Here is a 26,797-nt window from a genome sequence, read left to right as displayed (position 1 = left end):
TTTTATTGTTTTAAAGCAAGCGTTTATCGCTCATGTATCTCTATCTTATTGCTGGCCAGCCTGGCATCTCTCTTGTCAAGTATAGCTACAATGGCCAGGTTGATCTCATTCTTCAGCGCATTGAACTGGACCCCTTCGATGACCTGTGACAGGTAAATAATCTGAATCACGTAAGTGTCTTTCGTAAACTCATTGAGGTTCACAATAAAGCCTTCCTGTACCCGTTCATTGGAAGTCAGCAATTGTCTCACATCCTGCAATACCAGCATAATATTGTCTGCCGGAGTATCACCTGCTATTTCCAGGCGCAATACGGCACGCTGATGGGTACGCAGGGAAAGATTATCCAGTACACTATCCACCATTTTCTTATTGGGCACTGTAACGAAGGTTTTGTCCAGCGTGCGTACACGCGTACTGCGTAAACCGATCTTTTCCACATTTCCCTGAAAGGCATCTACTTTCACTGCATCTCCTACCCTGAATGGTTTGTCAAAAAAGATAATGAAGGAACAGATGAGGTTCTCAATACTTTCTTTGGCAGCGAGTGCAAGTGCCGCCGCACCGATACCTAAACCTGCGATGATCTTATTGACCAGTACAGCGCCAAAGAGTATACGTATGAAAGCGATAGCGCCGAAAATGAAGACGATAGCTTTGAAGAAGTCCCGGAAGAATACGATGAACTGATTATCAGTATGATCGTGTGAATGGTCTGCGCTTTTGCTGATCATCAGTGATACGAAATCAATTACCCGCAGTACGATCCAGATAATGGAGATGGTCAGGGCAAGATCCATAATTGTATTGAGCAACATCTTGACCGTGTAGCCATTATATACGGGTACATTCAGCTCTGGCGGGAAGTTGAGGTGATCAATGGTGAGCATAAAGGTGACCAGCAGCAGGAAGTACTCCAATGGCACCAGCAGCAGGTGTGAAAATTCATGTTGCCCGATCTCTGGTGCCCAGCGCCTTACCTCTTTGTACAGGAGTTTTGCCAATCCTGTGGAGAGATAACGTTTGATCATGGAAACAAACAGCAATATAATTGCCAGTATAAAGTAGTTTTGGATAGGGTTGCCAAGTATAACCTGGTCTAAGAGACTATTCATAGTATATGATTGCATTCTTCTAATGCCGCGAAATTATAGAATCCTGTGACTTTCCAGCTCATCTATTAGTAGTACGCCGGGTTGCCTGCCGGTTTCAAAGCTGCCATATTTATCAGCTATACCTAGTGCCATAGCGCCATTAAGCGTCGCCCATTGCAGAATTTCCTCCAGCGCAATGGTTGAGTAGTGCTGACGGATCACCTGAATTTCCTGCCAGATAGAAAGGTTATGATTGGATGCCAGGCTGTCTGTGCCCAGGGTAATGGTACAACCCTGACTACGCAGCAGTGGTACATCGGGGATGCGCTTTTCTATATACAGGTTTGCCTGCGGGCAGAGGCACCAATATGCCTCGGGAGCGTGCTCGCGGGTGAAGGCAATATCTGCAGCTGTTGTATAGGTGTTATGTACGAGAATGACAGGCAGGTGCTTAAACCAGGGCAGCCAGGCAGGCAGACTATTGGCACCTGTGGGCTGAAATGCGGTGGCATCCATGTTAAAATGCCGGTAAAAGTCGAGGAAGGCCCCGGATTTGTCCTTGTACAGCATGTTTTCTGCTTCACACTCCTGGTTGTGGATAGTGATAGGGGTATTATTGGGAGTAGTTGCCAGCAGGGCAAAAAGGGCTTCGCTGACAGAGTACGGCGCGTGTGGTACGATGGAGCTGGTATGCCTGGGACCGTCAATAGTCCGGAATTGCTCCAGTACACCCAGGCTATAGTCGTAGCGTTGCTGTGCGAAGCCGGGTACGAACCCCATGGTCTCAATAAATGAGTGATAGTACACCGGGCTGTCCTTTTTTAGTGAGAGAGTAGCTGTACTGTTACAGATATCGCCTACAGCAGCAACTCCGCTTTCCCACATTGCCTGGGCTGCCTGTTGCATGGCCTTTTCCTGTACGGCGGCGTCTTGCTGGCCTCTTTTTTCCATTACGCTGGTCAGAAAAGCGGGTAAACCTGTTCCTTCCGGGATGACCCCGGCCATATGGGACAATTCCAGGTGGCAGTGAGTATTGACGAATCCGGGGCTAAGGAGGCCGTTCAGTATGCGGACGTCCTCTCCTGCCTGGCTTTCATGGACAATGTCCAGTACCACGCCTTTATCAGATAAAATGAGTACCATACTGCCGGGCAGTAACTGCCGTCCGGTAAATAATGCCGTTCCCTTAAATTTCAGCTGTTCAGACATGTAGTAATTATATTAATTTTGCGCCCAGTCCGGGGAAATGTCAGCCGCAGGCCCATCCATTTCCTCCCCAACAAAGATAATTATGATAGATAAACTTGACGCGATAAGAGGCCGTTTTGAGCAGGTATCGCTGGCATTAACGAATCCAGAAGTAGTTAGTGACAATAAACAGTTCAGCAAGCTGAGTAAAGAGTACCGTCAGCTTGAAAAGATCGTAAAGGCCCATGAGGCTTATATGAAGACGCTGGACAACATCGCTTTCAATAAAGAGGTCCTGGAAAGCGGGGATGAGGAAATGAGGGAGCTGGCCAAGGAAGAAACGGAAGCGTTGCAGCTACTGAAGGAAGAGCAGGAAGCAGACATCCGTAACCTGCTGATCCCTAAAGATCCGCAGGATGAGAAAAACGCGATGCTGGAGATCCGCGGAGGTACGGGTGGCGATGAGGCGAGCCTTTTTGCCGGAGACCTGCTGCGTATGTACCTGCGTTATTGTGAGACCAAAGGCTGGAGCACTTCGATCATGAGTGAAACGCCCGGCGCTGTGGGTGGTTATAAAGAGGTAGTAGTGGAAGTAACAGGAGATGATGTATATGGTACCCTGAAATTTGAATCCGGCGTACACCGCGTACAGCGTGTACCGGCTACAGAAACTCAGGGCCGCGTACATACATCTGCAGCGACGGTTGCCATTCTGCCGGAAGCAGAAGAGGTGGATGTGGATGTAAGAGAGGCTGACATCAAGATGGATACATTCCGTTCATCTGGTGCAGGTGGTCAGCACGTAAACAAAACTGAATCTGCGGTACGTCTGACGCACATCCCTACCGGCGTGGTAGTGGAATGTCAGGAAGGACGTAGTCAGCACTCCAACAGGGATATAGCCATGAAGATGCTGCGTAGCCGTATCTATGAGGCAGCAGTACGTAAGCATGAGGAAGCCATTGCTTCTCAGCGTAAGAGCCTTGTATCAACCGGAGACCGTTCTGCTAAGATCAGAACTTATAACTATCCGCAGGGTCGTGTAACAGATCATCGTATAGGTATGACTATGTACAATCTGGACGCATTTATGAACGGTGACATCCAGGAGATGGTACAGGCGTTACAGTTTGCAGAGAACGCGGAGAAAATGAAGATGGGTAGTTAATAAGTAGCCAGATAGCGGATATATATGTTATTTCATAATAATTATATGTCTTACATTTGCGCCGCTCTTAATATCTAGTTAACTGGTATGCTGCCTGTTTGAAAATCTGGCAGCATATTTGTCTAAGGTATTTCGCTTATAACTATTAGCAAATTCATAGAACGTTTAAACTCAAAAAAGATGAAAAGGTTATATCCTATTGTGGCTATTTTACTTTCTGCCTCCCTGTTGTTTGGTTGTAAAACATGGCAAGGCATGGATAACACCAAGAAAGGTGCTGTAATTGGTGTAGGTGGTGGTGCTGCAACCGGTGCTATTATCGGTAAGGCAGCAGGTAATACTGCCCTGGGTGCTATCATTGGTGCCGCTGTGGGTGGTGGTGCAGGTGTACTGATCGGTAAGAAAATGGATAAACAGGCACAGGAAATCAAGAATGAAGTACCTAATGCAACAGTTGAGCGTGTAGGTGAAGGTATCAATGTGACCTTTGCTTCAGGAGTACTGTTTGGTTTCGATAAATCAGACCTGACTTCACAGGCACAGCAGAATATCAAGGAACTGGCTACCATTCTGAATAAGTATCCTGACACTTATGTACGTGTAGAAGGTCATACAGATACTACAGGTACAGATGCTTATAATATGGGTCTGTCCGAAAGACGTGCAAACTCTGTAGCTACTTACCTGAAATCTCAGGGAGTTGCTTCAAACCGTGTACAGACTTACTGGTATGGTGCAAGACAGCCACTGGTGCCAAACAACTCTGATGCTAATAAAGCTAAAAACCGTCGTGTAGAGTTCTCTATCTTCGCTAATGAGAAGATGAAGTCTGACGCACAGAAAGAGTCTGGTCAATAACAGGTATTTAACTTATACAGATATATTCGGGCGCCTCTGCAACAGCAGGGGCGCTTCTTTTTGTGGTTGGTTGGCACGATTTTGCGGCCATTGTCAGCACTTATGGCGGCTAATAATAAAACTATCTATACCGCGCTGGCGGCCAATCTGCTGATAGCAGTCATTAAATTTATATCAGGCGCTGCGACCAGCAGTTCCGCTATGATATCTGAAGGCGTTCATTCCCTGGTCGATACTACCAACCAGGTATTGCTGTTATTTGGAATCAGGCGCAGCAAACGATCTCCGGATGAGCGCCGTCCTTTCGGGTATGGTAAGGAAGTGTACTTCTGGTCATTCATTGTCTCGATACTGATCTTTGGTATTGGCGGTTGTATCTCTTTTTACCAGGGCGTGATACATATCAAGCATCCCCCTCCCCTGGAGGATCCTACCTGGAATTATGTTGTACTTGCATTTTCATTGATATTTGAAGGCGCTTCGCTGGTTGTAGCGATTAAGGAGTTTGATAAGGTACGGGGTGACCTGTCATGGTGGACAGCTATTCACCGGAGTAAAGATCCGGCCAGCTTTATTGTGCTTTTTGAAGATGGCGCTGCGGTGATTGGCTTGTTGGTGGTAGCAATGATGGTATACCTGGGGCACTATTACAACAATCCGTATCTGGACGGAGTCGCCTCAGTAATAGTGGGTATTATCCTGACTATTGTGTCAGTATTGCTGGCGAGGGAAAGTAGAAGTCTGCTGATGGGAGAAGGTATTGCGCCATCTACCCAGCAGCATATCAGGAAGCTGGTAGAAAGCGACCCGGCGATACTGAAGATGCAGCATATATTTTCTACTTATCAGTCGCCTGAAGAGGTGATGTTGCTACTAATGGTAACATTCAGGGAAGAACTGGCAACAGAAAGTATCAATGAAGCGATTGTACGAATCAGGCAGCAGATTATGACTGCTTATCCGCTTATACATTTCATTATTATACAGCCCGAGCCGGATAAGGGAGCTATTTAAGCCACCATTTCCTGACCAGATTGAATGCGATGATACCAGCAACAGCGCCTACTGTATCAGCGGCAACATCACTCATATCAAAGCTGCGATGTACGGCAAGGTATTTCTGGATGTATTCTATGATCAGGCCATAGAATGCTGCTGAAATAGCGATAATAGTGAGGGTGAACTTAGAGATGACTCTCTTCTGAAGATATACACCAAGGCACAGGAAAAACACTGTACCACCGAATAAGGCTACATGTACGAGCTTGTCCATATGGATCTTTTCAAAGAAAGGATCTGATGGCAGCTTTTCTCCTGGAATTGTACATAAATACAGTACCAATAAAATCCAGATCGTCGCTGGCAGGTAATATCGAATAATTCTCATTGCTGGCACTGTCAAAAACATTTAGTCTGTAAAGTTATAAGGTTATAAAGTTGTTACCAACCTTATAACCTTAAACTTTGTAAGGGTATACCCTTTTTAACCTTTTATTAAAGTATCGTGTGGAGAGTAAGCAGATTATTCGCCAACAAGTGCCTGATAAGCTTCAGCACTGAGCAGGTTTGCTACATCAGCAGGATTGTTAACGGTCATTTTAACCATCCAGCCATCGCCATATGGTTCCTGGTTTACCAACTCCGGAGAACCATCCAGTTCGGGGTTGATTTCGTTGATAGTACCAGCAACTGGCAGGAACAGGTCAGAAACGGTTTTCACGGCTTCTACTGTACCGAATACATCTTCGGCTTCCAGTGATTTACCTACGGTTGGAATGTCTACAAAAACGATATCGCCTAATTCGCGCTGTGCAAATTCAGTGATGCCGATAGTTGCTGTATTACCTTCCAGTAATACCCATTCATGGTCTTTGGTGTAACGCAGGTTTGATGGAAAATTCATGGCAAGTTTGATTTTAAGCGGTAAAATTAATGAAATTCCCGTTGAATAGTAGCCTAGAAGAAAAGGAACTTGTGTATGATTCTGATCTTCATAGGCACGTCTGTAACAGGACGATCATGACTATCTGTTTTAAGTGTGGCGATTTTATCGATCACATCAAGTCCTTTAACTACCTGTCCGAAAACGGTATAGCTTTGGTCTAGCTGTGGCGTACCACCGTATTGCTTATAGTATTCCCTTTGATCGACAGGTATCTTCCGACCACCGAGTCGTGTTTTTTCGAGTTTATCAAGTTGTTCGTCTGTCCATTTCTTTCCGTGCACAATATAGAACTGGCAGCCGGAGCTTGCTTTCGTCGGATTGTCATCGCGTGCGGCAGCCAGTGCGCCTTTTGCATGAAAGAGATCCAGTTGAAATTCAGCCGGTATGGTATAGTCAGTATCGCCGTTACCCAGCATAGCGCCGGGTTGTGCATGTTTTGACTCAGGATCACCACCTTGAATCATGAAGGTGTTGATAACGCGGTGAAAAAGTGTGCTGTCATAAAAGTGGGCTTTTACCAGTTTTATGAAGTTATCTCTGTGCTGCGGCGTTTGATCATACAGCTTTATAATCATAGTGCCATAAGGCGTAATAATCTTTACTTTCCGGTTTTTAGCCATAAGAGTAGTACCAAAGGAGAGTAGCAATAATAGCAGTAGTAACTGTTTTTTCATGCGGGTATATTATAAATATTTTTTCCTGAGCCGGTTTTCAGCAAATTGTTATGATCCTGTTGTCTCATACAAAACGCATTCCCTTATCAATATGTTCCGGAATATCTAAGCTACTGCCCGGAGTAACCTGTTACCAGGTTAACAGTTATTAGCAGGTAAGCGTGTCGGCTTATCATGTAAAAAAAAAGCAAGGTCTTCCGGATTAACGGGAAGTCTGGGCCTTGGGGAATCAGCTAAGGTCGGGTTATTGCCTTGGGTTTATAACCTCTGAAGAGGAGGAGCGCTGGTTAGCGCCCCTCAAGATCGTCAAAGTAAGCAATGATATGCTCCTGTAAAAATCTTTCCTGTTCCGGCATGCTCATTTTAGGAACGGGTTGTACTTCCTTAAAATGGGGCCAGCCATCTTTGTCACGGCCTTCTACTTCATAGTAGCCGCTTTGACTCAACAGGGTACAGGTGGCCACGTGCATGAGGTCCTGTTTCTGTTCTTTAGTAAATTTCTTTTTTATATGGTTCAGCTCCTGGATACCGATCAAAAAAAGGATGGCTTCCATGTTTGGCTTCTTGCCGAAACGCTCGGTAAGCATCTCTTCTACCCGTTTCCATTGCTGCGCAAAATCATCCTGCATCTTCTAAATATTTAATTATGAGCTCCGTATGGAGAAGTTTCAGGAGCAAATGTACGTTATAAAAAAAGATGATATAAATATGCGCGGCCTTTATTAATTTGGTCGCATAGTATAGTGCAACTTATGAATGACCATTTTCTGATATAGGCACACCTGGAAAAACCTGAGTACCCTGATAATCATGGACGTTAATTCGTAATTTGTCATTTATAATGTTATTATTAACAGCATTTTAACGGGCTATTCCTGCGCCGGGCGCGGGGTATTACCTGCGGAATGTTTACTTTAGCAAACTTGTAAATAATATATAAGCATGGAGAATACATCGTATGATATCCGTCAATTGAACGAAAAGATTCATCAGGCCAGCGCATTTGTGGACCTGCTGAACCTGGAACTGAGTAAGGTGATCGTTGGTCAGCGTTACATGGTAGAAAGGTTGCTTATCGGCCTGCTGGCAGGTGGTCACGTGTTGCTGGAAGGGGTACCTGGTCTGGCAAAGACGTTGTCCATCAAATCCCTGTCATCAGCAATTAACGCTAAATTCAGCCGTATTCAGTTCACCCCGGACCTGCTGCCTGCCGACGTGATAGGTACTATGTTATTTAACCAGCAGAAGAATGAGTTTGTGGTGCGCCGCGGTCCTATCTTCGCCAACTTTATCCTGGCGGATGAGATCAACCGTGCCCCGGCCAAGGTGCAGAGTGCGCTGCTGGAAGCGATGCAGGAAAGGCAGATTACTATTGGGGATACTACTTTCAAGCTGGACGATCCGTTCCTGGTACTGGCTACTCAGAACCCGATAGAACAGGAAGGTACTTATATGCTTCCGGAAGCACAAGTAGACCGTTTCATGCTGAAAGTAACCATCGGGTATCCTACTAAAGATGAAGAGCGTCATATCATCCGTCAGAACCTGAATCCGCAGGCGGCAGTGTCAATCAATCCTGTTGTACAGCCTTCTGATATTATGGAGGCGCGTAAGCTGGTGCGTGAGGTATACATGGATGAGAAAATTGAGCGCTACATCATTGATATCGTATTTGCTACCCGTAACCCTGAAGATTACAAGCTCCAGAAGCTGAAGCCATTGATTGCATATGGTGGTTCGCCAAGGGCGAGTATCAGTCTTGCACTGGCCGCAAAAGCGTATGCATTTACAAAACGCAGAGGTTATGTGATTCCTGAAGATGTACGCAGCATCTGCTTTGATGTTATGCGTCACCGTGTAGGTCTTACCTACGAAGCGGAGGCAGAAAATGTAACCAGCGAGAACATCCTCAGCGAGATCCTGAATGCAGTTGAAGTACCTTGATCGTTATAGGGATCAGGAGTAGTACTCATTATTCATATTAATCATTACCGGTGGATACTGCAGAAATATTAAAAAGGGTAAGGAGGTTGGAAATCAAAACCAGGGGCCTCTCCAACCACATCTTCTCAGGTGAGTACCATAGTGCCTTCAAAGGGCGTGGTATGTCGTTCAGTGAAGTAAGAGAATATCAGTTTGGAGATGATATCCGGTCTATCGACTGGAATGTGACTGCGCGTTTCAATCACCCGTTTGTGAAGGTATTTGAAGAAGAACGCGAACTCACTGTGATGCTCATGGTAGATGTGAGTGAAAGCTCCATCTTTGGCACCTCCAAACAGAACAAACGGAACATGATTACTGAATTATGTGCCGTATTGGCGTTTTCCGCTATTAACAACAATGACAAAGTAGGCGTTATCTTCTTTAGTGATGGCGTTGAGAAATACATCCCGCCTAAGAAAGGTAAATCGCATATCCTGTTCATTATCCGCGAACTGATCTCTTTTGAGCCTAAGCGTAAAGGCACTAATATTAAAGAAACCCTTCGTTTCTTCAATAATGCCGCTAAAAAGAGAAGTATCGTATTTCTGATGAGTGACTTCCTGACCGGCAATTATCAGGACGCGTTGAATATTGCCTCTAAAAGGCATGACATGGTCGGTATACACGTATATGACCAGCGCGACAAGGAACTGCCTTCAGTAGGGTTGATCCAGATGAATGACCTGGAAACAGGCGAGCGTCAGTGGGTGGATTCTTCTGATAAAAAGGTCCAGCAATACTATACCCATCAGTTCAACCAGCATGTGCAGTATTGCAGTAATGCATTTAAGAAAAGCGGCGCAAGTCTTGTCAGTATCCGTACTGATGAAGATTATGTGAGAGCCTTGCAGAACTTTTTCGTAAACAGGTGATAGTCAAAAGCTGAGCAAGTATTAACATGGCTAAACTGATTATAGTTAAACATTTTATTCTATTTTTCCTGCTTGGATTTATCCTGGCACCTATCGCATCCTTCGCACAGCAGCAGGGGGAAGTAAAGGCTTCGGTAGATACGCAGAGCATCCGCCTCGGAGAACAGATCCAGTTGCGTCTTTCGGCTACTATGCCCCCACAGGGTATGGATATCGTATTCCCGCAGATACCGGATTCCTTCGGTCATTTTGAAGTAGTACGCCGCTCTCAGCTCGATACTACCGCAGCAGGTAATACTAAGGTACTCGGACAAACTATCGTATTGACCAGTTTTGATTCTGGCCGATGGGATATACCGGCACTGCGTTTCGACCTGGCAAGCGGTGGTAATGTTACTGATTCTGCATTTACCGCACCGTTGTTTATTGATGTAAATACGGTCTCTGTTGATACCACCCAGGCATTTAAGCCCATTAAAGGCTTACGCACGGTAGCCTGGAGCTTCTGGGATTACTGGCTGTACTTTGCAATAGGTATAACTGTAGCCCTGATCGGCATAGGCCTCTTTGTATACCTTCGTAGCCGTCCTAAGAAACAGGCACCTGTACCTGTAGTAGCAGTAGTGCCTCCTTACGAGATCGCCCTGCAGCAATTACAGCAACTGAAGGCGGAAAAGGTATGGCAACAAGGTGATAGCAAACAGTATTATACCCGCCTTACCGATATCCTGCGTAGCTACTTCGAGAACCAGTTCAATATTCCTGCGCTTGAGCAGACAACAGAAGAGTTGTTACAGCATATTAAACCTGTTACCATTCTGAATCAGCAACGCGATAAACTGCGTGCGCTGTTAAGTCTGGCAGATCTTGCTAAGTTTGCGAAACTGATGCCTTCTCCGGAAGAACATGAGGGCGCAATGCAGCATGCACAGGAGATTGTTGAGTGGACGAAGCCTGCGGCAAATAAAGCAGCAACTGCAGACAACGGGAAAGAAGAAATAAAGCAGCCTGCTAAGTAGGTCGCTCCTTGAAAAGAGAAATTATTATTAATAAATGGATTTTTCGATCTGGAAAAATATTGAATTTGCCCATCCAGCCTTCTTCGGACTGCTGGCGCTGATACCAGTTATGATTTATTGGTATATCGCCAGGCAGCAGCGGCGGCAGGTTGCTATGGAAATGTCTTCCCTGCAGGGGCTGAAGGGTTTGCCCGTATCCTGGAAGGTGACCATGCGTCCGGTATTGCTAGTATTGCGTTTACTCGCATTTACGGCATTGGTAGTAGCATTGGCTCGTCCGCAAACAAGCAATACTTCTGAGAGTATCGATAGTGAAGGTATTGATATTGTAATGGCCATCGATATATCCGGTAGTATGCTTGCGCAGGACTTACAGCCAGACAGGCTGGAAGCTGCCAAGAAGGTAGCCATGAACTTTGTGGATACCCGTATCAGCGACCGTATTGGTCTGGTGATATTCTCCGGAGAAAGCTTTACACAATGTCCGATCACGACAGACCATGCAGTACTGAAAAACCAGATTGCTCAGGTGAAAAGTGGTATGCTACAGGATGGTACCGCTATAGGGATGGGGCTTGCCACTTCCGTAGACCGTCTGCGTACCAGCAAGGCTAAAAGTAAGGTCATCATTCTGCTAACGGATGGTGTGAACAATACTGGCCTGATAGATCCGCTTACAGCTTTGGACATCAGTAAAGCGTTTAAGATCCGCGTGTATACAATTGGGGTGGGAACAGTTGGTAAAGCACCATTCCCGATGACTATGCCAGATGGTTCTATCCAGATGCAAATGCAGGACGTCCAGCTGGATGAACCGCTCATGAAGAAGATCTCGGCAGAAACCGGTGGTAAATACTTCAGGGCTACTAATAATAAAGAACTAGAGAATATTTACGGTGAGATCGATAAACTGGAAAAAACAAAGGTAGAGATCACTTCCTATAAGCGTTTTGCGGAGCACTTCTTCCCGCTTGCAATACTGGCGTTGGCTTGTATGCTATTGGAAGTTGTACTACGGTATACAGTTTTTAGAAGTCTGCCATAGCCATATGCAGGTTGCTAAGGGTATAATTGCAACAACTGATAGGTATAATAAAGATAATAACGAAGGGTGTCTCAGTATTGAGACACCCTTCGTTATTATGTAAGGAGGCCTGATCTCCCTGGGCCGGATGATTCATCTGACATAGATAGCTCATCCGGGTTACAACAACCCATTTATAACTTACTGCCTAGGACATATAATATAGACAGCAGGTCTGGTGGGATAGAAGGAAGCTTATTGGTAGAGGGGGCTGGTCTATACTATGCATTCTGGTTGCTGATGCCGAATTACATATACCTAATTAAAAAACGTCCTACCTTTACCACTTAAAATCTAACTGTTTGCAGGCAACTATTTACAGATCTACCGGTAGTTGGTATACAGCTAAAACGGCTGAGGGCGAAATATTTCAGGCCCGTATCAAAGGTGTATTGAAGATTGATGAAGATATTACCTCTACAAACCCTATTGCAGTAGGAGATATGGTAGAGATTGTACGGGAGGATGGAGATGCTACCGCCAATAATGCTATGATCACGCAGATAGGCACAAGAAGGAATTATATCGTGCGGAGCTCTCCGCATAAAAAGAATCAGAAGCACATTGTAGCTGCCAATATTGATCAGGCGATGCTGATCTGTACAGTAAAGGAGCCAAGAACCTCCAATGGATTTATGGATAGATTCCTGGTTACTGCGGCGGCGTACCATATACCTGTGACGCTTGTGTTCAATAAGAAGGACATCTATAAAGAAAAAGACCTGGACAGGTTTATTGACCTGAAGGTCCTTTATGAAGAAATAGGGTATAGAGTACTGCTGGTATCTGCAGAAACCTCTGAAGGGATAGATGTATTGGAAGCCGAAATGAAAGATAAAACGACGTTGATGTCAGGGCACTCTGGTGTAGGTAAATCCTCCCTTATTAACCGGTTATTGCCGGGGCTTGACTTGCGTACAAAGGCAGTAAGTGGATGGAGTGGTAAAGGCCTACATACAACAACGTATGCAGAAATGTACGACCTGCCCGGTGGCGGTCAGTTAATTGATACGCCAGGTGTGCGGGAATTTGGTATTGTGGACATCGCTAAGCCGGAGCTCTCGCATTATTTCCTGGAAATGCAGCCCTATATTACTGAATGTCAGTTCAATAACTGTCTGCATATCAATGAACCTGGATGTGCGGTTAAAGCCGCAGTCAATGAAGGAGATATTGATGCAGAGCGTTATGTCAGTTATGCAAGTATCCTGGAGTCGATACAGGAAGAGCAATACTAGGCATCGGGTACTCTTTATCAGGGCAATCGTTTCCTGATAAGGCTTTCTTCCGGAATGCCTGCCTAAGTCAAATTATAGTAATCAGCAATTCGTTTTAATAATTGCCTGGGTCAACGACGCTTCTTTTTCTTAGGAGCGCTCATTTCATCCAGCAATTTTTCTGCTCCCCAGTTTTTACGGGGTGTAGGACAGCCGGTTTTCCGGGAACGGCAAGATGAGAGTCCTGTGAGGGACACAATCACTGCGAAGAGTATAAGTTTGCGCATAGGGTTGTATGTTGATTAGAATACTCTTCCGTTCATCTGTCTGGCGGATGACCTGTTTTGCTTACCATTCTTGGTAGAATAGTAGTTATTACTAGCACAGCCTGTGCGCTCTGTTTTGCAGCCAATGGCAAAGATGCCACACACCGCTAACAGGAATAGGAGCTTTTTCATAGGGTAAGGATATTAATAAATGCAAGATAATTAAAATATGTCACTTGCCGGTGGCATCGTCTTTAAACCACCCTGAGTACATAAGATAGTTGTTAGCAATGCGGTCTATTTCACCACTGATCAGGGACTGGCTGATATCTTTCACCTTTTTAGCAGGTACCCCAGCATAGATGGAGCCTGGTTCTACCTTGGTATTTTCGAGTACAACTGCTCCTGCTGCAATGATTGAATTACTACCGATGTGCGCATTATCCATTACGATGGCACCCATGCCTATCAATACGTTATCTTCAACTGTGCAGCCATGCACGATAGCGTTATGTCCGATAGAGACATTATTACCAATAATAGCCTTAGTCTTTTCGTAGGTACAATGTATGACTGCGCCGTCCTGCACATTAACTTTATTGCCCATCCGGATGCTGTTTACATCTCCACGGATAACTGCATTGAACCAAACGCTGCACTGGTCTCCCATTATTACATCGCCGACTATTGTAGCATTTGGAGCGACAAAACAATCATTTCCCATTTCTGGCAGTATTCCTTTAACCGGTAGGATGACAGGCATATAGTAAAATTTAACGCAAAAGTAAATAAAATCGTATAGCGTATTTTTGTGTCAGCATGAATAACAGACAACTATTTTTACGCCACGTGGCTCAGTTATCTGACGCCCCTATGGCACTTGAAATAACAAAAGCTTCCGGCATGTATATGTGGGATGCGGAAGGCAAAAAGATCCTGGATCTGATTGCAGGTATCAGCGTATGCAATGTAGGGCACTCCCACCCTGCTGTAGTAAACGCCATTAAAGAACAGGCAGAGCAATATATGCACCTATTGGTATATGGAGAACTGATCCAGACGCCTCAGGTAGGTTTTGCTACTCTCCTGACACAACATCTGCCACCCTCACTGAACAGTGTCTATTTCACCAATTCAGGGGCTGAAGCGGTAGAGGGAGCTATGAAACTGGCGAAACGGTATACAGGCAGGTCGGAGATCCTGGCTTTTGAAAGGAGCTATCATGGTTCCACCCAGGGAGCTATGAGCATAATGGGTGATGAAGCATGGCGGAATGCATATAGACCTTTATTGCCTGATATACAACATCTTGACTATAATAGTCCGGCTGCAGTAGAGCTAATTACTGACCGGACGGCCTGCATTATCCTTGAAACGGTACAGGCAGAGGCAGGGGTTCAGGTGCCAGATAAAGAATGGCTGCAGGCTATACGTGATAAATGTACTGCAACCGGAACATTGATGGTGTTGGATGAGATACAGTGCGGACTTGGACGAAATGGCACATTGTGGGCCTTTGAACAAGCGGGCGTTGTTCCGGATATCCTGCTACTTGGCAAAGCCCTGGGTGGAGGTATGCCTATGGGGGCTTTTATCGCTGATAAGGAGATAATGTGGGTGCTTACTAATAATCCGGTACTCGGACATATGACTACTTTTGGCGGGCACCCTGTAATCTGTGCCGCAGGTATGGCAGGTTTTAAAGTACTACTGGAAGAGCAATTAGTTGATCAGGTGAAAGCTAAAGGTGAATTGTTCCATCAGTACCTGAAGCACCCCGCAATTAAGGCAATCAGGTCGCTGGGACTGATGATGGCCGTAGAGTTTGAAAGCTTCGCTATAAATAAGAAAGTGATAGACCGTTGTATAGATAAAGGAGTGCTGACCGACTGGTTTCTATTTGCACCAGAATGCCTGCGGATTGCGCCACCTTTGATCATTAGTAAGGAAGAGATCAGGCACGCATGTGATATTATCCTGCAAGCAATAGAGGAAGTTGTAAATGGTTAAAGGAGAAACTTACTAAAAGAGGGGGATAACGCTTTGTTATCCCCTTCTTTTATATAACAAGTGTACCACTGTATAAATTGACACATGAAGCATTCGAGATCAGCATTTTCAATGGTGGGTACCTGATTACCAGCTAGTTATTACCCTTTGGTATTAGACTCCACCACTACCAGGTCCTGTCCGGCATACTCGAGTTGGCTCGCTAATATCAGATATTCCCGGTCGTCAATTCCATGTACTTCCACCTGAAACAGCCGGTCATTTATGTGGGCAGGTATGTCTTTGGCTTGAATACTTGGCTCCAATTTATAGTCGGTTACTGTTATTCTGCAGACCTTTCCGTCCATCCGAGGGTCTACCTGTTCCGGATATTTGAGCACCTTGATCATATACTCATAGGCTCCCGGTTTTACCTTTTGGGAATAAATCTTTTTACTAGTATTCATGAAGTTACTTGTGGCGTTTATAACATGTTGGCCAAAGATATATCAATGGCGATTACCTTAGTCTACACTCATATCAGGAAAATATATTTTGTAATACCAGGTAAATATGTAACTTTGATTTACAAAGTACTTTAAGTATGACAGAGCAGCAAAATCTCGAAACCACCTTAAGTGATATCAAGCGCATAATGGAACGTAGCAGCCGCTTTCGTTCTTTGAGTGGGTTGAGTGCCGTCTTTGCAGGAATATCTGCACTCGCAGGCGCTGGGGTAGCCCTGTTTATGTTCCGTGCTTACTATGACCGATGGGTGGCCAGAGGCCATTACGATGATGCTGACTTTGCACAATTCCGGTTACAGCTAATTATACTCGGTTTTGCAGTGATGTTCCTGGCAGCAGCCGGTGGTCATTACTTTACCTGGAGGCGTGCTAAAAAGAACAATTTGCCGGTGTTCGACGCCACCTCAAAGAAAGTAATTATCAATGCACTGATCCCTATGCTGGCAGGAGGTGCCTTCATCCTGGGGCTGATATATAATAACCTGGATGTACTTGTAGCCCCATCCTGCCTGGTATTCTATGGTATGGCTCTACTTAACGCCAGTAAGTATACACTGCCGGATATCAGGTACCTCGGTATTTCAGAAATTGCTCTGGGGATATTAAATGTTTTCTTTTTGCGCAGAGGGCTTTACTTTTGGGCGCTGGGTTTCGGATTTATGCACATATTCTACGGCCTCCTGATGTGGTGGAAATATGAGCGCCGTACTTCAGAAGAATGAGCCGGTGTTGTCAGGTATCAAATTGTTGAATAAAAGAAGAACTCGTGATCAATCCCATAGGTAACTTAAACAAAATATTCGACAGCCGTATCCGGCTGGGGGTCATGAGCATACTGATGGTAAATGAGGAAGTGAGCTTCAATGACCTGAAACAGATGCTCGAACTAACGGATGGCAACCTTGCCTCCCACCTCAGTACGCTGGAAGAAAACGGCTATCTGAAAGTACATAAAGGGTTTGTAGGTCGTAAGACCAATACTACCTATTCTATCACTAAAGCTGGTGAAAAAGCATTCAAAGGCCATCTGGCCGCTCTCGAAAATATGATCCGCTCTATGGAGTGAATTTTTTTTGCCTATAAACTTTGTAATTCAAAGCACTTTTAAATATATCCGAACATGGAAACTACCAACGTTAATGAAGGCGCTTCCCAGCCTCAGAACTACTATAATCGCTCTGTCCAACCGTCAGGTATAGACCCAAAACGATCCTTTTTTGAGCGGCATGCCTATGGTGTAAAGGCGATCTTGATAGGTATACTGGTTCTCTTACTGCTTATACCGGCCAGCATGACTATGGAACTAATCTCCGAAAGAGAACAGCGCCAGTTTGAAGCCAAAGGTGAAGTCAGCGGTAAATGGGGCGACTCTCAGACCATCACCGGGCCGGTACTCGTAATCCCCTATATCGTAAAACCAGGTGTTGTTTCTAATGCCTTCTTCCTTCCTGACAGACTGAAAGTCAATGGTAAACTACTACCTGAAATCCGTAGACGTGGAATTTATGAAGTAGCTGTATATACCTCTAATCTGGAAATCAGCGGGTCCTTCTCAAAACTGGACCTGATGAATTTAAACCTCTCGCCAGAGCAGGTATTGCTTAAAGACGCTTACCTGGCAGTCGGTATCAATGACATGCGTGGTATCAGCAATCAGGCGGGCGTGCAATGGAACGGCCAAACCTTCTACTTCAATCCTGGGGTTCCTGCATCAGAACTATTTCCTAATGGTATGCAGGTAAAAGTACCCCTGGTAGCATCTGACAGTGGTATTACCGGTGGCAGTTTTGCGGTAAACCTTGACCTTAAGGGCTCAGGCCAGCTATACTTCTCTCCCGTTGGTAAAACTACCGTTGTCGAACTGTCTTCTAATTGGAATAATCCTAGTTTTGCCGGCTCCTTCCTCCCTAACAGCCACAATGTGAATGACAAAGGCTTCAACGCTGCCTGGCAGGTATCTAACCTCAATCGCAACTTCCCGCAGATCTGGACAGGTAACCAAACGAACCTGCATTCCGCAGACTTTGGCGTAAAACTGCTCCTGCCGGTAGATACCTATCAACAGTCAACCCGCGCTGTTAAATATGCTATCCTGATTATCGGTCTTACATTCCTTGTTTATTATTTCGTAGAGCTGCTGCAACGCTCTCCTGTTCATCCATTACAATATATATTGATAGGTATTGCGCTGTGCGTCTTCTATACGCTCTTAATCGCACTGGCCGAACAGCTTAATTTCAGTATTGCTTATCTGATAGCTGCCGTACTTACCATTGGCCTTGTTTCCGTATATACAGCCAGTGTACTGAAAAGTAACCGGCTGGCCCTGATGATTGGTGGGGCGCTGTCCATATTGTACGGCTTTATATATGTCATTATACGCTCGGAAGACCAGTCATTGCTGATGGGTAGTCTCGGGTTATTCATAATACTAGCTATTGTGATGTACTTTAGCCGGAGAATTAAATGGGGAGAACTATAATCCTGTAAAATAATATACTCATGCAAACCGGTCGTTATCTGCAGCAACGCATTCGTAGTTTTAAATACGCCATACAGGGAATAACTGCCTTTCTACGCAGTGAACCCCACGCACGTATACATGCGCTTGCAACTCTACTGGTGGTAACGGCCGGTTTCTATTTCAGATTGTCAGCCAACCAATGGATTGCCATACTGATCGTCATTGGAATGGTGTGGATTACCGAGATGTTAAATACTGTTGTTGAGAAGATCATGGATCATTTGTCGCCGGACTACCACCCCCGTGTCAAATGGATCAAAGATGTAGCTGCCGGGGCAGTCCTTGTTGCCGCTTTGATTGCCGTTATAACCGGAGCTGTAATTTTTATCCCTATCCTATACTAAAAAAAAGGGGCTCGTTATTCAACGAGCCCCTGCCTATTATCTGTAATCTTATTATTAGAAGTCAACTCCCATTCCGAAGTGCCAGATTGGTTTGCCACGGAAGAACGCTACTGCCGGCCAGCCTGCATCTATTCTCAGGAAATAACCTGCAATAGTCGTACGTGCACCAAAGCCATACCCCCCTACAAATGGTCCCAGGAAGCCTTCTTTCACTTTCACCGTTATTGTTCCATCATTGCCTGTATAATAAGTGTAGTTAGCATCTTTGAAATTCAACTTCTCATTCCACGCGGTACCGATATCGATAAAGCTGACAACCTGGAAGTTACGAATGATGGCAGAGTTAATCGGACGGTTCATGAATGTCGCAAATACCGGCAAGCGTAATTCCGTATTCAGTACCATTACATTATTACCATTACGGGCATTCTGCCTGTACCCACGCAGTGGTGTTGCCAGTGTCTGATACGCGTAATTAGCGTTCATATTTACTGGTGTAGTGGTATTGATCTTAGGAATCAGCCAGTTATCAGAACCACCCAGGTAATAAAGTAGCTTGCGCGTACCCCATGACATATCTGCAGAGAAACGGGTCGCCCAGATAAAGTTGCGGTAGATAGAATGGTAGTGTCTTACATCAATACCCATGTTGTAAGTAAACTTACCCTTACCTGCGGCAGCACCCTGGTCGAAAACATCATTCAGGTCTCCGTTGATCTGTGCGTTCATATCACCATAGATCTTATAACGTGTACCGTGCCAGATGTTGGTAGCAGGGTTGATCGTATTGTCGTACACATACTCCAGGCGTAATAACGCATAGTTATCAGCGAAGTCTTTCAGCTTGGAAGTCGTTTCATCAGATGCTGCAATTACGAACTTGTCATTACGGAACCCTGTCTGCAAGCGGATGCTTCTGGCCTGATCAAACGGATAGCGAATATCGAACTGGAAGAGGTTTGTCTTCAATTTAGCCGGAATATCAATACCGGAAGACGATACCCCGCCGTACCTGTCTACCCTGCGGTAGTAAGTGAACTTATAGTCAAACCGCTTTTTCAGGTAAGCCGCAGAGATAAAGTACTCAGTACCATCCAGGCTGGAAGGGAATCTGAAACCGCCATTGATCTTCACATCTTCCATCAGATCGCTAACGCCTATGCGGATCAGTCCATTCAGAGGATCTGCCAGTCTGATAGGGCCTGTCGGAGGACCAGTGAATGGCTGGTATCTATTGATTAATATAGAGTTATCCAGTTGTACAATGAGGTAGTCAGATGAGAACTTCCATTTATATGGCAGCAGCTTGGCCTTTTTGAGTACTGGCTCCAGCAGAGGAATCCTTGCGGCCTGCTCTTCTGCAATAACTGCACTATCCGGTTCTTCCTGTGCAAACTCGCTCTGGAAGAAGTCGCCATGCTGTACAGTATCTGTCCTGACCTTGTCATGGTAAGTAGGTAAGCCCAGGCGGATACTGTCTTCATGCATCTGTCTTGCTCTGAAGGTAGTAGGCCGGCTGTTTACATTACGCTTACGCAATGTAACGGTATCAATCCTTAATTTCTGGAGTGTTTTAAATCCATATTGCTGGATTACCTGAGATACTTCCGACTGGTCGCCTGCGCCCCTGGATTCTTTTATACCATAAGCGTAGTTGGACATCGGGAAAGTATAGGTAGAGTCTTTGGTCAGCGATACTGCCATTACAGAGTCAGGAGCAGTAGCGCCATATTCTGCCAGGGCAGAATCCAGGTCAGCCTTTTCAGGGTTGTGGAGTATTTCAGCGCCTATAAAGAAGAGTGAATCCACACCTGTTCTTTCTGTTTTAAAGAAGCCCGCATAACGGTTACGGATACCATTCACATCTGACACAAATGTGAAGTGGGTGGTATTATACTGAAGCGGTGAACGTGCATTACCATACTTCATATCTGTAAGCTGAGATATCTGTTTATCGGCGCTTTTGTTGAAGTTGTCGATCAGGAAGATATTGTAGTGGCCTGCGGGCAATACCGTATCTCCGCTTTTCGCGGTAGGCGATGGTCTGTTAGATGAATATATGATACCACTTTTGCCAGGGAAAGACACAAATGACGGATCAAGGTCGTCGTACACGTCATTGGTAATCTGCTCGGCGGTCTTTTTATTGATACTGTATGTGTAGATGTCTGTATGTCCATTTTTCACAGCAGATAGCAACAGGGAGTTATCGTACTCGAAGAAATACTTCATATCGATAATCCGGTCAAACCTTGGAAGGTCCTGTTTTGTAGTAGTACGTGTAATCAGGTCATATACCATGAGTTTGGTAACACCTTCGTGCTCGTATACAATTGCCAGCCTGTTACCTTTCTGGTTCCATGCCAGTAATGGGTAGTTAGGGTCCAGCTGGCTGGCCTGCATTCTTACTCCACTGCGTAACAATACTTTAGGCTTCATGTCAGCAAGCTGGATCTGTACTTTATACAGGCCTTTGGAAAATTCAACTACTGCATAGTATTTACTTTTCGGGTTGGCCTGGAAGCGATAGAAGTCTGATTTCTTTAACTCTCTGGATACTACAGTACGTGCGCCACGGGTACTCTGACGGCGACGTCGGTTGTCATCCTGATAACGTTTGGCATTGAATACCATGAAATCTTTCAGGGCGTTCTTAGGCTTTTGGCTCAATACCTGCTCAAACCCTTTTTTCAGTCCGCGGTTGATGCGGGAGATATACATCAGGTAAGGAACTGCATCTTTACCAAATTTACTTTCGACATAATACCAGAACGCATGTCCGGCCAGTACAGGTTTCTCGTAGGCCAGTTGGTAAAAGTCTTTGTATCTTCCTGACTGTATAGCGTCTTTCAGTTCGTCATCCAGTTTAGTATTCCAGTTCTCAGCTGCATATGCCACAAATCCGTCGGTGAACCATTTAGGGAAATCGATGAGTATCGTATTACCTGCAAACTCTCCAATATCTTCTCCAAACAGCAGGTTGTCCAGCATTACACGCGCAATACCCTGACGAATCTGACGTTGCAGGTTCTCGTGATCCCCATCAAAGTAAACCAGCAGCTTATTACCCACCAGCTTGGTGATACCACCTGTATTCTGCCAGTCAACGCCAATGCCTATATTTGACTGCTTCATTTCACCGAAGGTGTTATACACGACAATATTCACGCGTTGGCGGAAGGTAAACTCCATGAACTGTTCCAGCTGCGGCAATTCCTTTTCTGCAACCTGTGCCACGTATTTACCCAGTTCCAGACCATTCTGGCTGAAGTAAGTATTAAAATGACGGGTTTGATAATAACGCCATTTAAAATTCTTATGCTGTATGCGGTTCTGGCCAAATTCCACGGTATTGGTCTGTGCCTGGGTGAGAAACGAGCCAAGTAATAGGGTACCGGTAATTAATAACCTGGTAGTAAGTCGGTTCATACAGAAAGTATTGATAATATTGCGTTCTGAATTAAAAATAGCAAAAATCGGCAACAATGATGGAAATACAACATTTCACCTTTAATCCGTTTCAGGAAAATACCTATTTACTCATTAACGAAAAAAAGGAATGTATAATTATAGATCCGGGCTGTTATTTTGAAGAAGAAAGGAAACAATTACTGACTTATATCGAAAAAGAGGGACTGAAAGTTACACGCCTGCTGAATACACATTGCCATATAGATCATATTTTCGGCAACAGGTTAATCTCTCAAACGTATGGCGTAGGTCTCGAAATGCATTCCCTGGATAAAATCGTACTGGATCGATCTCCAGAAATAGGTAAAATGTATAATATCCCTTTTGAACCTTCTCCCGAACCCGTCCGTTTCCTGGAAGACGGAGAAAAGATACTTTTCGGCGGTGATGAACTGGAAGTGCTGCTCACCCCCGGTCACTCACCTGGAAGTGTATGCTTCTATTCCGCTGCCGGACAATTCCTCATTGGCGGTGATGTACTGTTCTACCAAAGCATCGGTCGTACCGATCTTCCCGGTGGCAGTCATCAAACTTTATTAAACAGCATACGGGAGAAATTGTTCGTATTGCCCGACGAGGTAACAGTTTACCCGGGACATGGACAATCCACTACCATCGGCTTTGAAAAGCAACATAACCCGTTCCTGCAATAGAACGGACAAATTATATTTTTGCTACATACCTGCCAATGAACGGGAGCCTGGAAAACTCTTTCTTCTCCATCTTCAGGAGAAACCAGATATAGGCACCGAAAAAGACTGTTGCCACTGCCAGTGACAATGGTTTAAGTGCGTAGATATCCTTAGGAGAAAGCAGGGTCCTGTTCAGCAGGTCATAGGCATAAAAGGTTGCTACTGCACCACCGATGTATGTCAGTATACGTGGCAAGTGGTAGGGTACCGGATAATACTTCTGGCCCAATACATAACAAATGGCCATCTGCACAAAATAGCAGGCCATAGTAGCCAGTGCGGCCCCGAAATAGCCCAGTTTGGGTATCCACCACCAATTCAGCAGAAATGCCAGTACTGCCGTCACAATTGTAATCATTGCCCCGGTTTTAGTACGGTCAGTCAGCTTGAACCAGATGGTCAGGTTGTAGTATATTCCCAGGAACATATTACCCAGCAAGAGTACCGGCACAATCACCATACCCGGATAATACTCCGGTTTACGCAGGAATATCTTCCATACATTGAGATACAGGCTCACAAACAGGAACATCATACAGAGCAATACTACAAACAGCTTCATAATACGGGCATACATCTTCTGCGGATCTTTGCCTTCGGCCTGTTTAAAAAAGAATGGCTCCGCTCCTAACTTAAATGCCTGTATGAACATCGTAATAAGTATAGCCAGCTTATAGTTAGCAGCATAGATACCGATCAGCTGCTTTTTCTCGTTCAGGTTATCGCCCGGCAGAAATTCAGGCAGGAACCACGCTCTGTCAAAGGTCTCATTCACCATTCCCGCCATACCAAAAAAGATCAGGGGTACTGCGTAGTTCAGCATCTGTTTCCATAAGGTAGTATCAAAGTTCCACCTGATACGCAGAAACTGCGGCAGGAATAACAGTAGCGTCACTCCGCTTCCCAGCATATTACTCAGGTATACATATCCCAGTTGATTACCGCCTGCACGTATCTCTGGCAGCCAGGTCATACCCGAAGCATACAGCTTGGGCACTATAACCAGGAAGAAGATATTGAAGGAGATAGTAGTGATAATACCTGTCAGTCTTATAAATGCATACCGTACCGGCTTATTCTCCATTCGCAGCTGCGCAAAGGGAATAGCTGTCAGGGCATCAAAAGCCATGATCAATACCAGGTAGGTAAAGAAGCCGGAATGCCCTCCCAGGCCTCCCAATTCACCAATATAGGAATCAGTAATGGGACCTCTGAATAGCAATAACAGTATGGTGAAGCTGATAGTAGAAAACAACAGCGAAATAGTCGAGGTACTTAGTACGGTCTGGCTGTTCTCCTTTTTGGCAAACCTGAAGAAGGCTGTCTCCATCCCGTAGGTAAGAATAATATTCATGAAAGGGACATAGGCATATACCGTAGACATCTCCCCGTATGAAGCCTGCGTCATCAGCTCCAGATAGAGGGGGGTAAGGAAGTAGTTAAGCAGCTTACTCGCAATGTTACTAAAGCCGTAATAGATCGTTTGTCCTGCCAGTGATTTTATACTCAATGCCCTGAATTTTTAACCAAAATTAACTATTCCAGCCCTTTCCGGCGTAGCTGTTTTTTCTCTGACAGCCGCTTCTTGAACTGTATCCTCTTCTCCTTTACTGCTTTTGAAGGCTTTGTGGCAATCCTCTTCCTGGGAATGATCAGTGCTTTATTCACCAGTTCGTTCATCTTCTTTATCACCAACTGCTTGTTACCCAGCTGTGTACGCTCTTCCTGGGAACGTACCTGTAATAACCCCTCTGTATTGATGCGATGACCAAGCTTTTCAGATACCCTCGCCTTCTGCTCCTGGGTCAGCAATAAGGATGCAGCAACGTCGAAGTAGCCTTCGACCATTGTCTCTACCTTGTTTACATTTTGTCCGCCTTTCCCTCCGCTTCTGGCTGTACGGAAAGTGATTTCGGCGGAAAGATCTAAGTTCATTTAATTAACGTTTCTTTATAATTGTTTATCGTAATTTAATAAAGGTAAATCTTTTTATTGGCCACCCATCCTTATTAATCCTGTGTTATATGACTCTCTTTACTCCGTTACAATTACGCGTTCTGAAAACAAGCTGGATCCCTGTGCTGATAATATGGCTACTTTCTGCCGGTATTGCTTCCGGTATGTTCCCATCTCACTTCACCACCGTCACTGACAGGTTAAACATGGCTTTTCTACTGCCTTTACTGACTACCGCTGTATGGGAAATGCTGGTCAGGAAAGAGTGGAAAAATGTGGCTGTCCTCTCCTTTGTTATAGTACTGGTAGCTGCCCTCCAGCAGGTGCTGAAAGGTGTGCTGCATGAAAAAACAGACCAGGACATGGCCTTCCTGATCGAAAAGATCAATGTATTTGCGGGGTTTCTGATCGTGTTTATAACAAGGTTTTATTGCTCGGGAATGGGTGATAAACTAGTAGCTGGCTTCCTGGCTGCATTAATCTACTTTGTGCTGCCACTGCATGGTGTGCCGCTGAATAGCCTCCAATTGGTACGCGATCAGCAGATATATGCGTTAATACCTTCTTCCGTCTCTTATATACTGACTTTGCCAGCTGCATACTGCGCTTTCATCAGCTATTATGTATTGGTATACCTGCTTGAAAATACCTACAGGTGGCAGCATTTCAGACTACTGCTACAGTCCCGTGTACAGCTGCTGACCAGATGGGAATATTTCTTCCTTTTCCTGTCTGTATGTTTCGTCTATGCCGGCGCTATCGGTGTATTGGATACCAATATTTACCTCTTCTTTGAAGAAGGGCCCCAGCCGGTACCTGTTGCGGGTTATATACTGTTTTCCACCCTGGGCATGATCCTGCTGCTATATACCGGAGCAGGTCTGTTGCGTAATGTTATAACCAGCCGTGCATTAACCGTTGGGAAGTATTCATGGTGGGTCTTACTCCTCCATTTTATCCCTGTAGTGAATATAGCAGCCATGGCGCACCTGTTCTTCTCTGCTGATAAACCTGCCACTGCGGCGGCACATGCGGCAACTTATATGCAGCAGAACAGAAGGCTAGCTCAATATACCATGATCGTAGCCGGTATACTGGTAACGGTATTTAACCTGTATATGTTGCTAACACAGCCTACCGGGCTGCGTCTACCCGCTATCGGACTACTTGGTGCGCTCTATTTACTGAAGATATATACCTATACCCGCTTAAGACTGGGTAAGAGTGCTGTGATGGCTGTTATGCTGCTGAATGTATTCACTGTCTTATTTGCCGGCAGCGCACATCTGATCCTGGTACTTGCTGCGCTTTACCTGTATTACTACCTGCTGCTGGAACTGTTTAGTCCTAAACTCGAAATTGAAGATACGCTCGAAATCAGACAACCGGATACAACCGATATTTACACACATACGGCATAAATAGCCTAATTTCCCGGCCCAATAATTAACCTGTTACACATATGCGTGCAGTTATACAACGTGCGTCCCGGGCATCCGTGACTGTTGATGGTACCATTACCGGAAGTATTGGCACCGGACTACTAGTATTACTAGGTATTGAAGACGCTGATGATACCGAGGATATCATATGGCTGAGTAATAAGATTGTCAACCTCCGTATCTTCAATGATGAGGAAGGTGTAATGAACCGCTCAGTAAAAGAAGTCAATGGCGATATCCTGCTGGTAAGCCAGTTCACCCTGCATGCTGCTACCAAAAAAGGAAACCGACCCTCCTATATCCGGGCAAGTAAGCCTGATATAGCCATACCGTTATATGAACAGATGATCAGCCAGTTGGGACAGGACCTGGGCAAGACTATCCCTACGGGGATATTTGGCGCAGATATGAAGGTTGAGCTCCTCAATGACGGCCCCGTTACCATCATTATCGATACAAAAGCAAAAGAATAATCTGCATT

General features: G+C 45.1%; 28 protein-coding genes and 1 pseudogene. 16 read left to right on the top strand and 13 right to left on the bottom strand.

Annotated elements, in window-relative coordinates; translation table 11 throughout:
- Positions 1 to 23 precede the first annotated feature (23 nt).
- Entirely contained in the window at positions 24 to 1,115 is a 1,092-nt protein-coding gene (locus K1Y79_RS15830; protein WP_220251143.1) for a mechanosensitive ion channel family protein, read from the bottom strand.
- Between the two features lie 33 nt (positions 1,116 to 1,148).
- Positions 1,149 to 2,303, bottom strand: a complete 1,155-nt coding sequence (locus tag K1Y79_RS15825) for an amidohydrolase family protein (protein ID WP_220251142.1) — start codon at positions 2,301 to 2,303, stop codon at positions 1,149 to 1,151.
- Between the two features lie 82 nt (positions 2,304 to 2,385).
- Here K1Y79_RS15825 and prfA point away from each other — a divergent pair, with 82 nt between their 5' ends.
- The 3 genes from prfA (at position 2,386) to K1Y79_RS15810 (ending at position 5,322) form a co-directional block, all read left to right on the top strand.
- On the top strand, positions 2,386 to 3,450 hold the full coding sequence (gene prfA / locus K1Y79_RS15820; protein WP_220251141.1) for a peptide chain release factor 1: 1,065 nt from the start codon (positions 2,386 to 2,388) through the stop codon (positions 3,448 to 3,450).
- Positions 3,451 to 3,630: 180 nt separating this feature from the next.
- Entirely contained in the window at positions 3,631 to 4,308 is a 678-nt protein-coding gene (locus tag K1Y79_RS15815; RefSeq protein WP_220251140.1) for an OmpA family protein, read from the top strand.
- Between the two features lie 102 nt (positions 4,309 to 4,410).
- Entirely contained in the window at positions 4,411 to 5,322 is a 912-nt protein-coding gene (locus K1Y79_RS15810) for a cation diffusion facilitator family transporter (RefSeq protein ID WP_220251139.1), read from the top strand.
- On the opposite strand, the gene K1Y79_RS15805 is transcribed toward K1Y79_RS15810, so the two are convergent.
- The 4 genes from K1Y79_RS15805 to K1Y79_RS15790 form a co-directional block, all read right to left on the bottom strand.
- On the bottom strand, positions 5,315 to 5,695 hold the full coding sequence (locus K1Y79_RS15805) for a VanZ family protein (RefSeq protein WP_220251138.1): 381 nt from the start codon (positions 5,693 to 5,695) through the stop codon (positions 5,315 to 5,317). The genes K1Y79_RS15810 and K1Y79_RS15805 overlap by 8 nt on opposite strands.
- Positions 5,696 to 5,830: 135 nt before the next feature.
- A complete protein-coding gene (gene gcvH / locus K1Y79_RS15800; RefSeq protein ID WP_220251137.1) occupies positions 5,831 to 6,211 on the bottom strand; it encodes a glycine cleavage system protein GcvH in 381 nt (126 codons plus the stop codon).
- 53 nt (positions 6,212 to 6,264) lie between these two features.
- Positions 6,265 to 6,927 (bottom strand): peptidylprolyl isomerase, encoded by a 663-nt coding sequence (locus K1Y79_RS15795; RefSeq protein WP_220251136.1) that lies wholly within the window; start codon positions 6,925 to 6,927, stop codon positions 6,265 to 6,267.
- A gap of 287 nt (positions 6,928 to 7,214) precedes the next feature.
- Positions 7,215 to 7,556, bottom strand: coding sequence for a hypothetical protein (locus tag K1Y79_RS15790; RefSeq protein WP_220251135.1), 342 nt, complete (start codon positions 7,554 to 7,556; stop codon positions 7,215 to 7,217).
- A 313-nt stretch (positions 7,557 to 7,869) separates the two neighbouring features.
- Between K1Y79_RS15790 and K1Y79_RS15785 the strand changes: the two genes are divergently transcribed.
- From K1Y79_RS15785 to rsgA, 5 genes are all read left to right on the top strand, one after another.
- Complete coding sequence (locus K1Y79_RS15785; RefSeq protein WP_220251134.1) at positions 7,870 to 8,871, top strand: AAA family ATPase; 1,002 nt, start codon at positions 7,870 to 7,872, stop codon at positions 8,869 to 8,871.
- 86 nt (positions 8,872 to 8,957) lie between these two features.
- Positions 8,958 to 9,785: a DUF58 domain-containing protein gene (locus K1Y79_RS15780; protein ID WP_236059658.1), complete on the top strand. Its 828-nt coding sequence runs from the start codon at positions 8,958 to 8,960 to the stop codon at positions 9,783 to 9,785.
- A gap of 26 nt (positions 9,786 to 9,811) precedes the next feature.
- Positions 9,812 to 10,804, top strand: coding sequence for a BatD family protein (locus tag K1Y79_RS15775; RefSeq protein WP_220251132.1), 993 nt, complete (start codon positions 9,812 to 9,814; stop codon positions 10,802 to 10,804).
- 34 nt (positions 10,805 to 10,838) lie between these two features.
- Complete coding sequence (locus K1Y79_RS15770) at positions 10,839 to 11,849, top strand: vWA domain-containing protein (protein WP_220251131.1); 1,011 nt, start codon at positions 10,839 to 10,841, stop codon at positions 11,847 to 11,849.
- 341 nt (positions 11,850 to 12,190) lie between these two features.
- Positions 12,191 to 13,126, top strand: a complete 936-nt coding sequence (rsgA, locus tag K1Y79_RS15765; RefSeq protein WP_220251130.1) for a ribosome small subunit-dependent GTPase A — start codon at positions 12,191 to 12,193, stop codon at positions 13,124 to 13,126.
- Between the two features lie 110 nt (positions 13,127 to 13,236).
- Here the strand turns inward: rsgA and K1Y79_RS15760 are convergent, their stop codons facing one another.
- From K1Y79_RS15760 to K1Y79_RS15750, 3 genes are read right to left on the bottom strand one after another with little or no spacing between them, the layout of a single operon-like run.
- Positions 13,237 to 13,392, bottom strand: coding sequence for a hypothetical protein (locus tag K1Y79_RS15760; protein WP_220251129.1), 156 nt, complete (start codon positions 13,390 to 13,392; stop codon positions 13,237 to 13,239).
- Positions 13,393 to 13,407: 15 nt separating this feature from the next.
- Positions 13,408 to 13,563: a hypothetical protein gene (locus tag K1Y79_RS15755; RefSeq protein ID WP_220251128.1), complete on the bottom strand. Its 156-nt coding sequence runs from the start codon at positions 13,561 to 13,563 to the stop codon at positions 13,408 to 13,410.
- A 40-nt stretch (positions 13,564 to 13,603) separates the two neighbouring features.
- Positions 13,604 to 14,134: a gamma carbonic anhydrase family protein gene (locus K1Y79_RS15750; RefSeq protein WP_220251127.1), complete on the bottom strand. Its 531-nt coding sequence runs from the start codon at positions 14,132 to 14,134 to the stop codon at positions 13,604 to 13,606.
- Positions 14,135 to 14,244: 110 nt separating this feature from the next.
- Between K1Y79_RS15750 and K1Y79_RS15745 the strand changes: the two genes are divergently transcribed.
- Positions 14,245 to 15,381, top strand: a complete 1,137-nt coding sequence (locus K1Y79_RS15745; RefSeq protein WP_236059657.1) for an aspartate aminotransferase family protein — start codon at positions 14,245 to 14,247, stop codon at positions 15,379 to 15,381.
- 140 nt (positions 15,382 to 15,521) lie between these two features.
- On the opposite strand, the gene K1Y79_RS15740 is transcribed toward K1Y79_RS15745, so the two are convergent.
- Positions 15,522 to 15,827, bottom strand: a complete 306-nt coding sequence (locus K1Y79_RS15740) for a hypothetical protein (RefSeq protein ID WP_220251125.1) — start codon at positions 15,825 to 15,827, stop codon at positions 15,522 to 15,524.
- A 137-nt stretch (positions 15,828 to 15,964) separates the two neighbouring features.
- Here K1Y79_RS15740 and K1Y79_RS15735 point away from each other — a divergent pair, with 137 nt between their 5' ends.
- The 4 genes from K1Y79_RS15735 to K1Y79_RS15720 are packed head-to-tail and all read left to right on the top strand — an operon-like array spanning position 15,965 to position 18,755.
- Positions 15,965 to 16,609, top strand: a complete 645-nt coding sequence (locus K1Y79_RS15735) for a hypothetical protein (protein WP_220251124.1) — start codon at positions 15,965 to 15,967, stop codon at positions 16,607 to 16,609.
- Between the two features lie 44 nt (positions 16,610 to 16,653).
- Positions 16,654 to 16,953, top strand: coding sequence for a winged helix-turn-helix domain-containing protein (locus K1Y79_RS15730; RefSeq protein WP_220251123.1), 300 nt, complete (start codon positions 16,654 to 16,656; stop codon positions 16,951 to 16,953).
- A 54-nt stretch (positions 16,954 to 17,007) separates the two neighbouring features.
- On the top strand, positions 17,008 to 18,369 hold the full coding sequence (gene creD / locus K1Y79_RS15725) for a cell envelope integrity protein CreD (RefSeq protein WP_220251122.1): 1,362 nt from the start codon (positions 17,008 to 17,010) through the stop codon (positions 18,367 to 18,369).
- 20 nt (positions 18,370 to 18,389) lie between these two features.
- Positions 18,390 to 18,755 carry a diacylglycerol kinase family protein gene (locus tag K1Y79_RS15720; protein WP_220251121.1) on the top strand — a complete coding sequence of 122 codons (366 nt, stop codon included), beginning with the start codon at positions 18,390 to 18,392 and terminating at the stop codon, positions 18,753 to 18,755.
- A gap of 54 nt (positions 18,756 to 18,809) precedes the next feature.
- On the opposite strand, the gene K1Y79_RS15715 is transcribed toward K1Y79_RS15720, so the two are convergent.
- A complete protein-coding gene (locus K1Y79_RS15715) occupies positions 18,810 to 22,184 on the bottom strand; it encodes a TolB-like translocation protein (protein WP_236059656.1) in 3,375 nt (1,124 codons plus the stop codon).
- Between the two features lie 56 nt (positions 22,185 to 22,240).
- Here K1Y79_RS15715 and K1Y79_RS15710 point away from each other — a divergent pair, with 56 nt between their 5' ends.
- Positions 22,241 to 22,879: an MBL fold metallo-hydrolase gene (locus K1Y79_RS15710; RefSeq protein ID WP_220251120.1), complete on the top strand. Its 639-nt coding sequence runs from the start codon at positions 22,241 to 22,243 to the stop codon at positions 22,877 to 22,879.
- A 10-nt stretch (positions 22,880 to 22,889) separates the two neighbouring features.
- Here the strand turns inward: K1Y79_RS15710 and K1Y79_RS15705 are convergent, their stop codons facing one another.
- Together K1Y79_RS15705 and arfB are read right to left on the bottom strand one after the other, a co-directional pair.
- The gene (locus K1Y79_RS15705) at positions 22,890 to 24,428 is read right to left on the bottom strand and encodes an oligosaccharide flippase family protein (RefSeq protein ID WP_220251119.1); all 1,539 of its coding nucleotides are present in this window, start codon (positions 24,426 to 24,428) and stop codon (positions 22,890 to 22,892) included.
- A 26-nt stretch (positions 24,429 to 24,454) separates the two neighbouring features.
- A pseudogene (gene arfB, locus K1Y79_RS15700) lies at positions 24,455 to 24,835 on the bottom strand (alternative ribosome rescue aminoacyl-tRNA hydrolase ArfB); the annotation flags it as partial.
- Positions 24,836 to 24,942: 107 nt separating this feature from the next.
- Here arfB and K1Y79_RS15695 point away from each other — a divergent pair.
- On the top strand, positions 24,943 to 26,295 hold the full coding sequence (locus K1Y79_RS15695) for a hypothetical protein (RefSeq protein ID WP_220251117.1): 1,353 nt from the start codon (positions 24,943 to 24,945) through the stop codon (positions 26,293 to 26,295).
- A gap of 41 nt (positions 26,296 to 26,336) precedes the next feature.
- A complete protein-coding gene (gene dtd, locus K1Y79_RS15690) occupies positions 26,337 to 26,789 on the top strand; it encodes a D-aminoacyl-tRNA deacylase (RefSeq protein ID WP_220251116.1) in 453 nt (150 codons plus the stop codon).
- Positions 26,790 to 26,797: the final 8 nt, after the last annotated feature.

The sequence above is a fragment of the Chitinophaga rhizophila genome (genome assembly GCF_019492185.1).
GTDB lineage: Bacteria > Bacteroidota > Bacteroidia > Chitinophagales > Chitinophagaceae > Chitinophaga > Chitinophaga rhizophila.
This window is presented reverse-complemented; position numbering and strand designations above follow the sequence as displayed.

Excerpts from the sequence above, each read along its gene's own strand:
- K1Y79_RS15785 (WP_220251134.1), top strand. The coding sequence starts at position 7,870 with ATGGAGAATACATCGTATGATATCCGTCAATTGAACGAAAAGATTCAT.
- K1Y79_RS15720 (WP_220251121.1), top strand. The coding sequence starts at position 18,390 with ATGCAAACCGGTCGTTATCTGCAGCAACGCATTCGTAGTTTTAAATAC.
- creD (WP_220251122.1), top strand. The coding sequence starts at position 17,008 with ATGGAAACTACCAACGTTAATGAAGGCGCTTCCCAGCCTCAGAACTAC.
- dtd (WP_220251116.1), top strand. The coding sequence starts at position 26,337 with ATGCGTGCAGTTATACAACGTGCGTCCCGGGCATCCGTGACTGTTGAT.
- K1Y79_RS15755 (WP_220251128.1), bottom strand. The coding sequence starts at position 13,563 with ATGAAAAAGCTCCTATTCCTGTTAGCGGTGTGTGGCATCTTTGCCATT.
- K1Y79_RS15695 (WP_220251117.1), top strand. The coding sequence starts at position 24,943 with ATGACTCTCTTTACTCCGTTACAATTACGCGTTCTGAAAACAAGCTGG.
- K1Y79_RS15795 (WP_220251136.1), bottom strand. The coding sequence starts at position 6,927 with ATGAAAAAACAGTTACTACTGCTATTATTGCTACTCTCCTTTGGTACT.
- K1Y79_RS15810 (WP_220251139.1), top strand. The coding sequence starts at position 4,411 with ATGGCGGCTAATAATAAAACTATCTATACCGCGCTGGCGGCCAATCTG.
- K1Y79_RS15805 (WP_220251138.1), bottom strand. The coding sequence starts at position 5,695 with ATGAGAATTATTCGATATTACCTGCCAGCGACGATCTGGATTTTATTG.
- K1Y79_RS15790 (WP_220251135.1), bottom strand. The coding sequence starts at position 7,556 with ATGCAGGATGATTTTGCGCAGCAATGGAAACGGGTAGAAGAGATGCTT.
- K1Y79_RS15775 (WP_220251132.1), top strand. The coding sequence starts at position 9,812 with ATGGCTAAACTGATTATAGTTAAACATTTTATTCTATTTTTCCTGCTT.
- K1Y79_RS15710 (WP_220251120.1), top strand. The coding sequence starts at position 22,241 with ATGATGGAAATACAACATTTCACCTTTAATCCGTTTCAGGAAAATACC.
- K1Y79_RS15735 (WP_220251124.1), top strand. The coding sequence starts at position 15,965 with ATGACAGAGCAGCAAAATCTCGAAACCACCTTAAGTGATATCAAGCGC.
- gcvH (WP_220251137.1), bottom strand. The coding sequence starts at position 6,211 with ATGAATTTTCCATCAAACCTGCGTTACACCAAAGACCATGAATGGGTA.
- K1Y79_RS15760 (WP_220251129.1), bottom strand. The coding sequence starts at position 13,392 with ATGCGCAAACTTATACTCTTCGCAGTGATTGTGTCCCTCACAGGACTC.
- K1Y79_RS15745 (WP_236059657.1), top strand. The coding sequence starts at position 14,245 with ATGGCACTTGAAATAACAAAAGCTTCCGGCATGTATATGTGGGATGCG.
- K1Y79_RS15740 (WP_220251125.1), bottom strand. The coding sequence starts at position 15,827 with ATGAATACTAGTAAAAAGATTTATTCCCAAAAGGTAAAACCGGGAGCC.
- K1Y79_RS15770 (WP_220251131.1), top strand. The coding sequence starts at position 10,839 with ATGGATTTTTCGATCTGGAAAAATATTGAATTTGCCCATCCAGCCTTC.
- K1Y79_RS15715 (WP_236059656.1), bottom strand. The coding sequence starts at position 22,184 with ATGAACCGACTTACTACCAGGTTATTAATTACCGGTACCCTATTACTT.
- K1Y79_RS15825 (WP_220251142.1), bottom strand. The coding sequence starts at position 2,303 with ATGTCTGAACAGCTGAAATTTAAGGGAACGGCATTATTTACCGGACGG.
- K1Y79_RS15815 (WP_220251140.1), top strand. The coding sequence starts at position 3,631 with ATGAAAAGGTTATATCCTATTGTGGCTATTTTACTTTCTGCCTCCCTG.
- K1Y79_RS15750 (WP_220251127.1), bottom strand. The coding sequence starts at position 14,134 with ATGCCTGTCATCCTACCGGTTAAAGGAATACTGCCAGAAATGGGAAAT.
- K1Y79_RS15830 (WP_220251143.1), bottom strand. The coding sequence starts at position 1,115 with ATGAATAGTCTCTTAGACCAGGTTATACTTGGCAACCCTATCCAAAAC.
- prfA (WP_220251141.1), top strand. The coding sequence starts at position 2,386 with ATGATAGATAAACTTGACGCGATAAGAGGCCGTTTTGAGCAGGTATCG.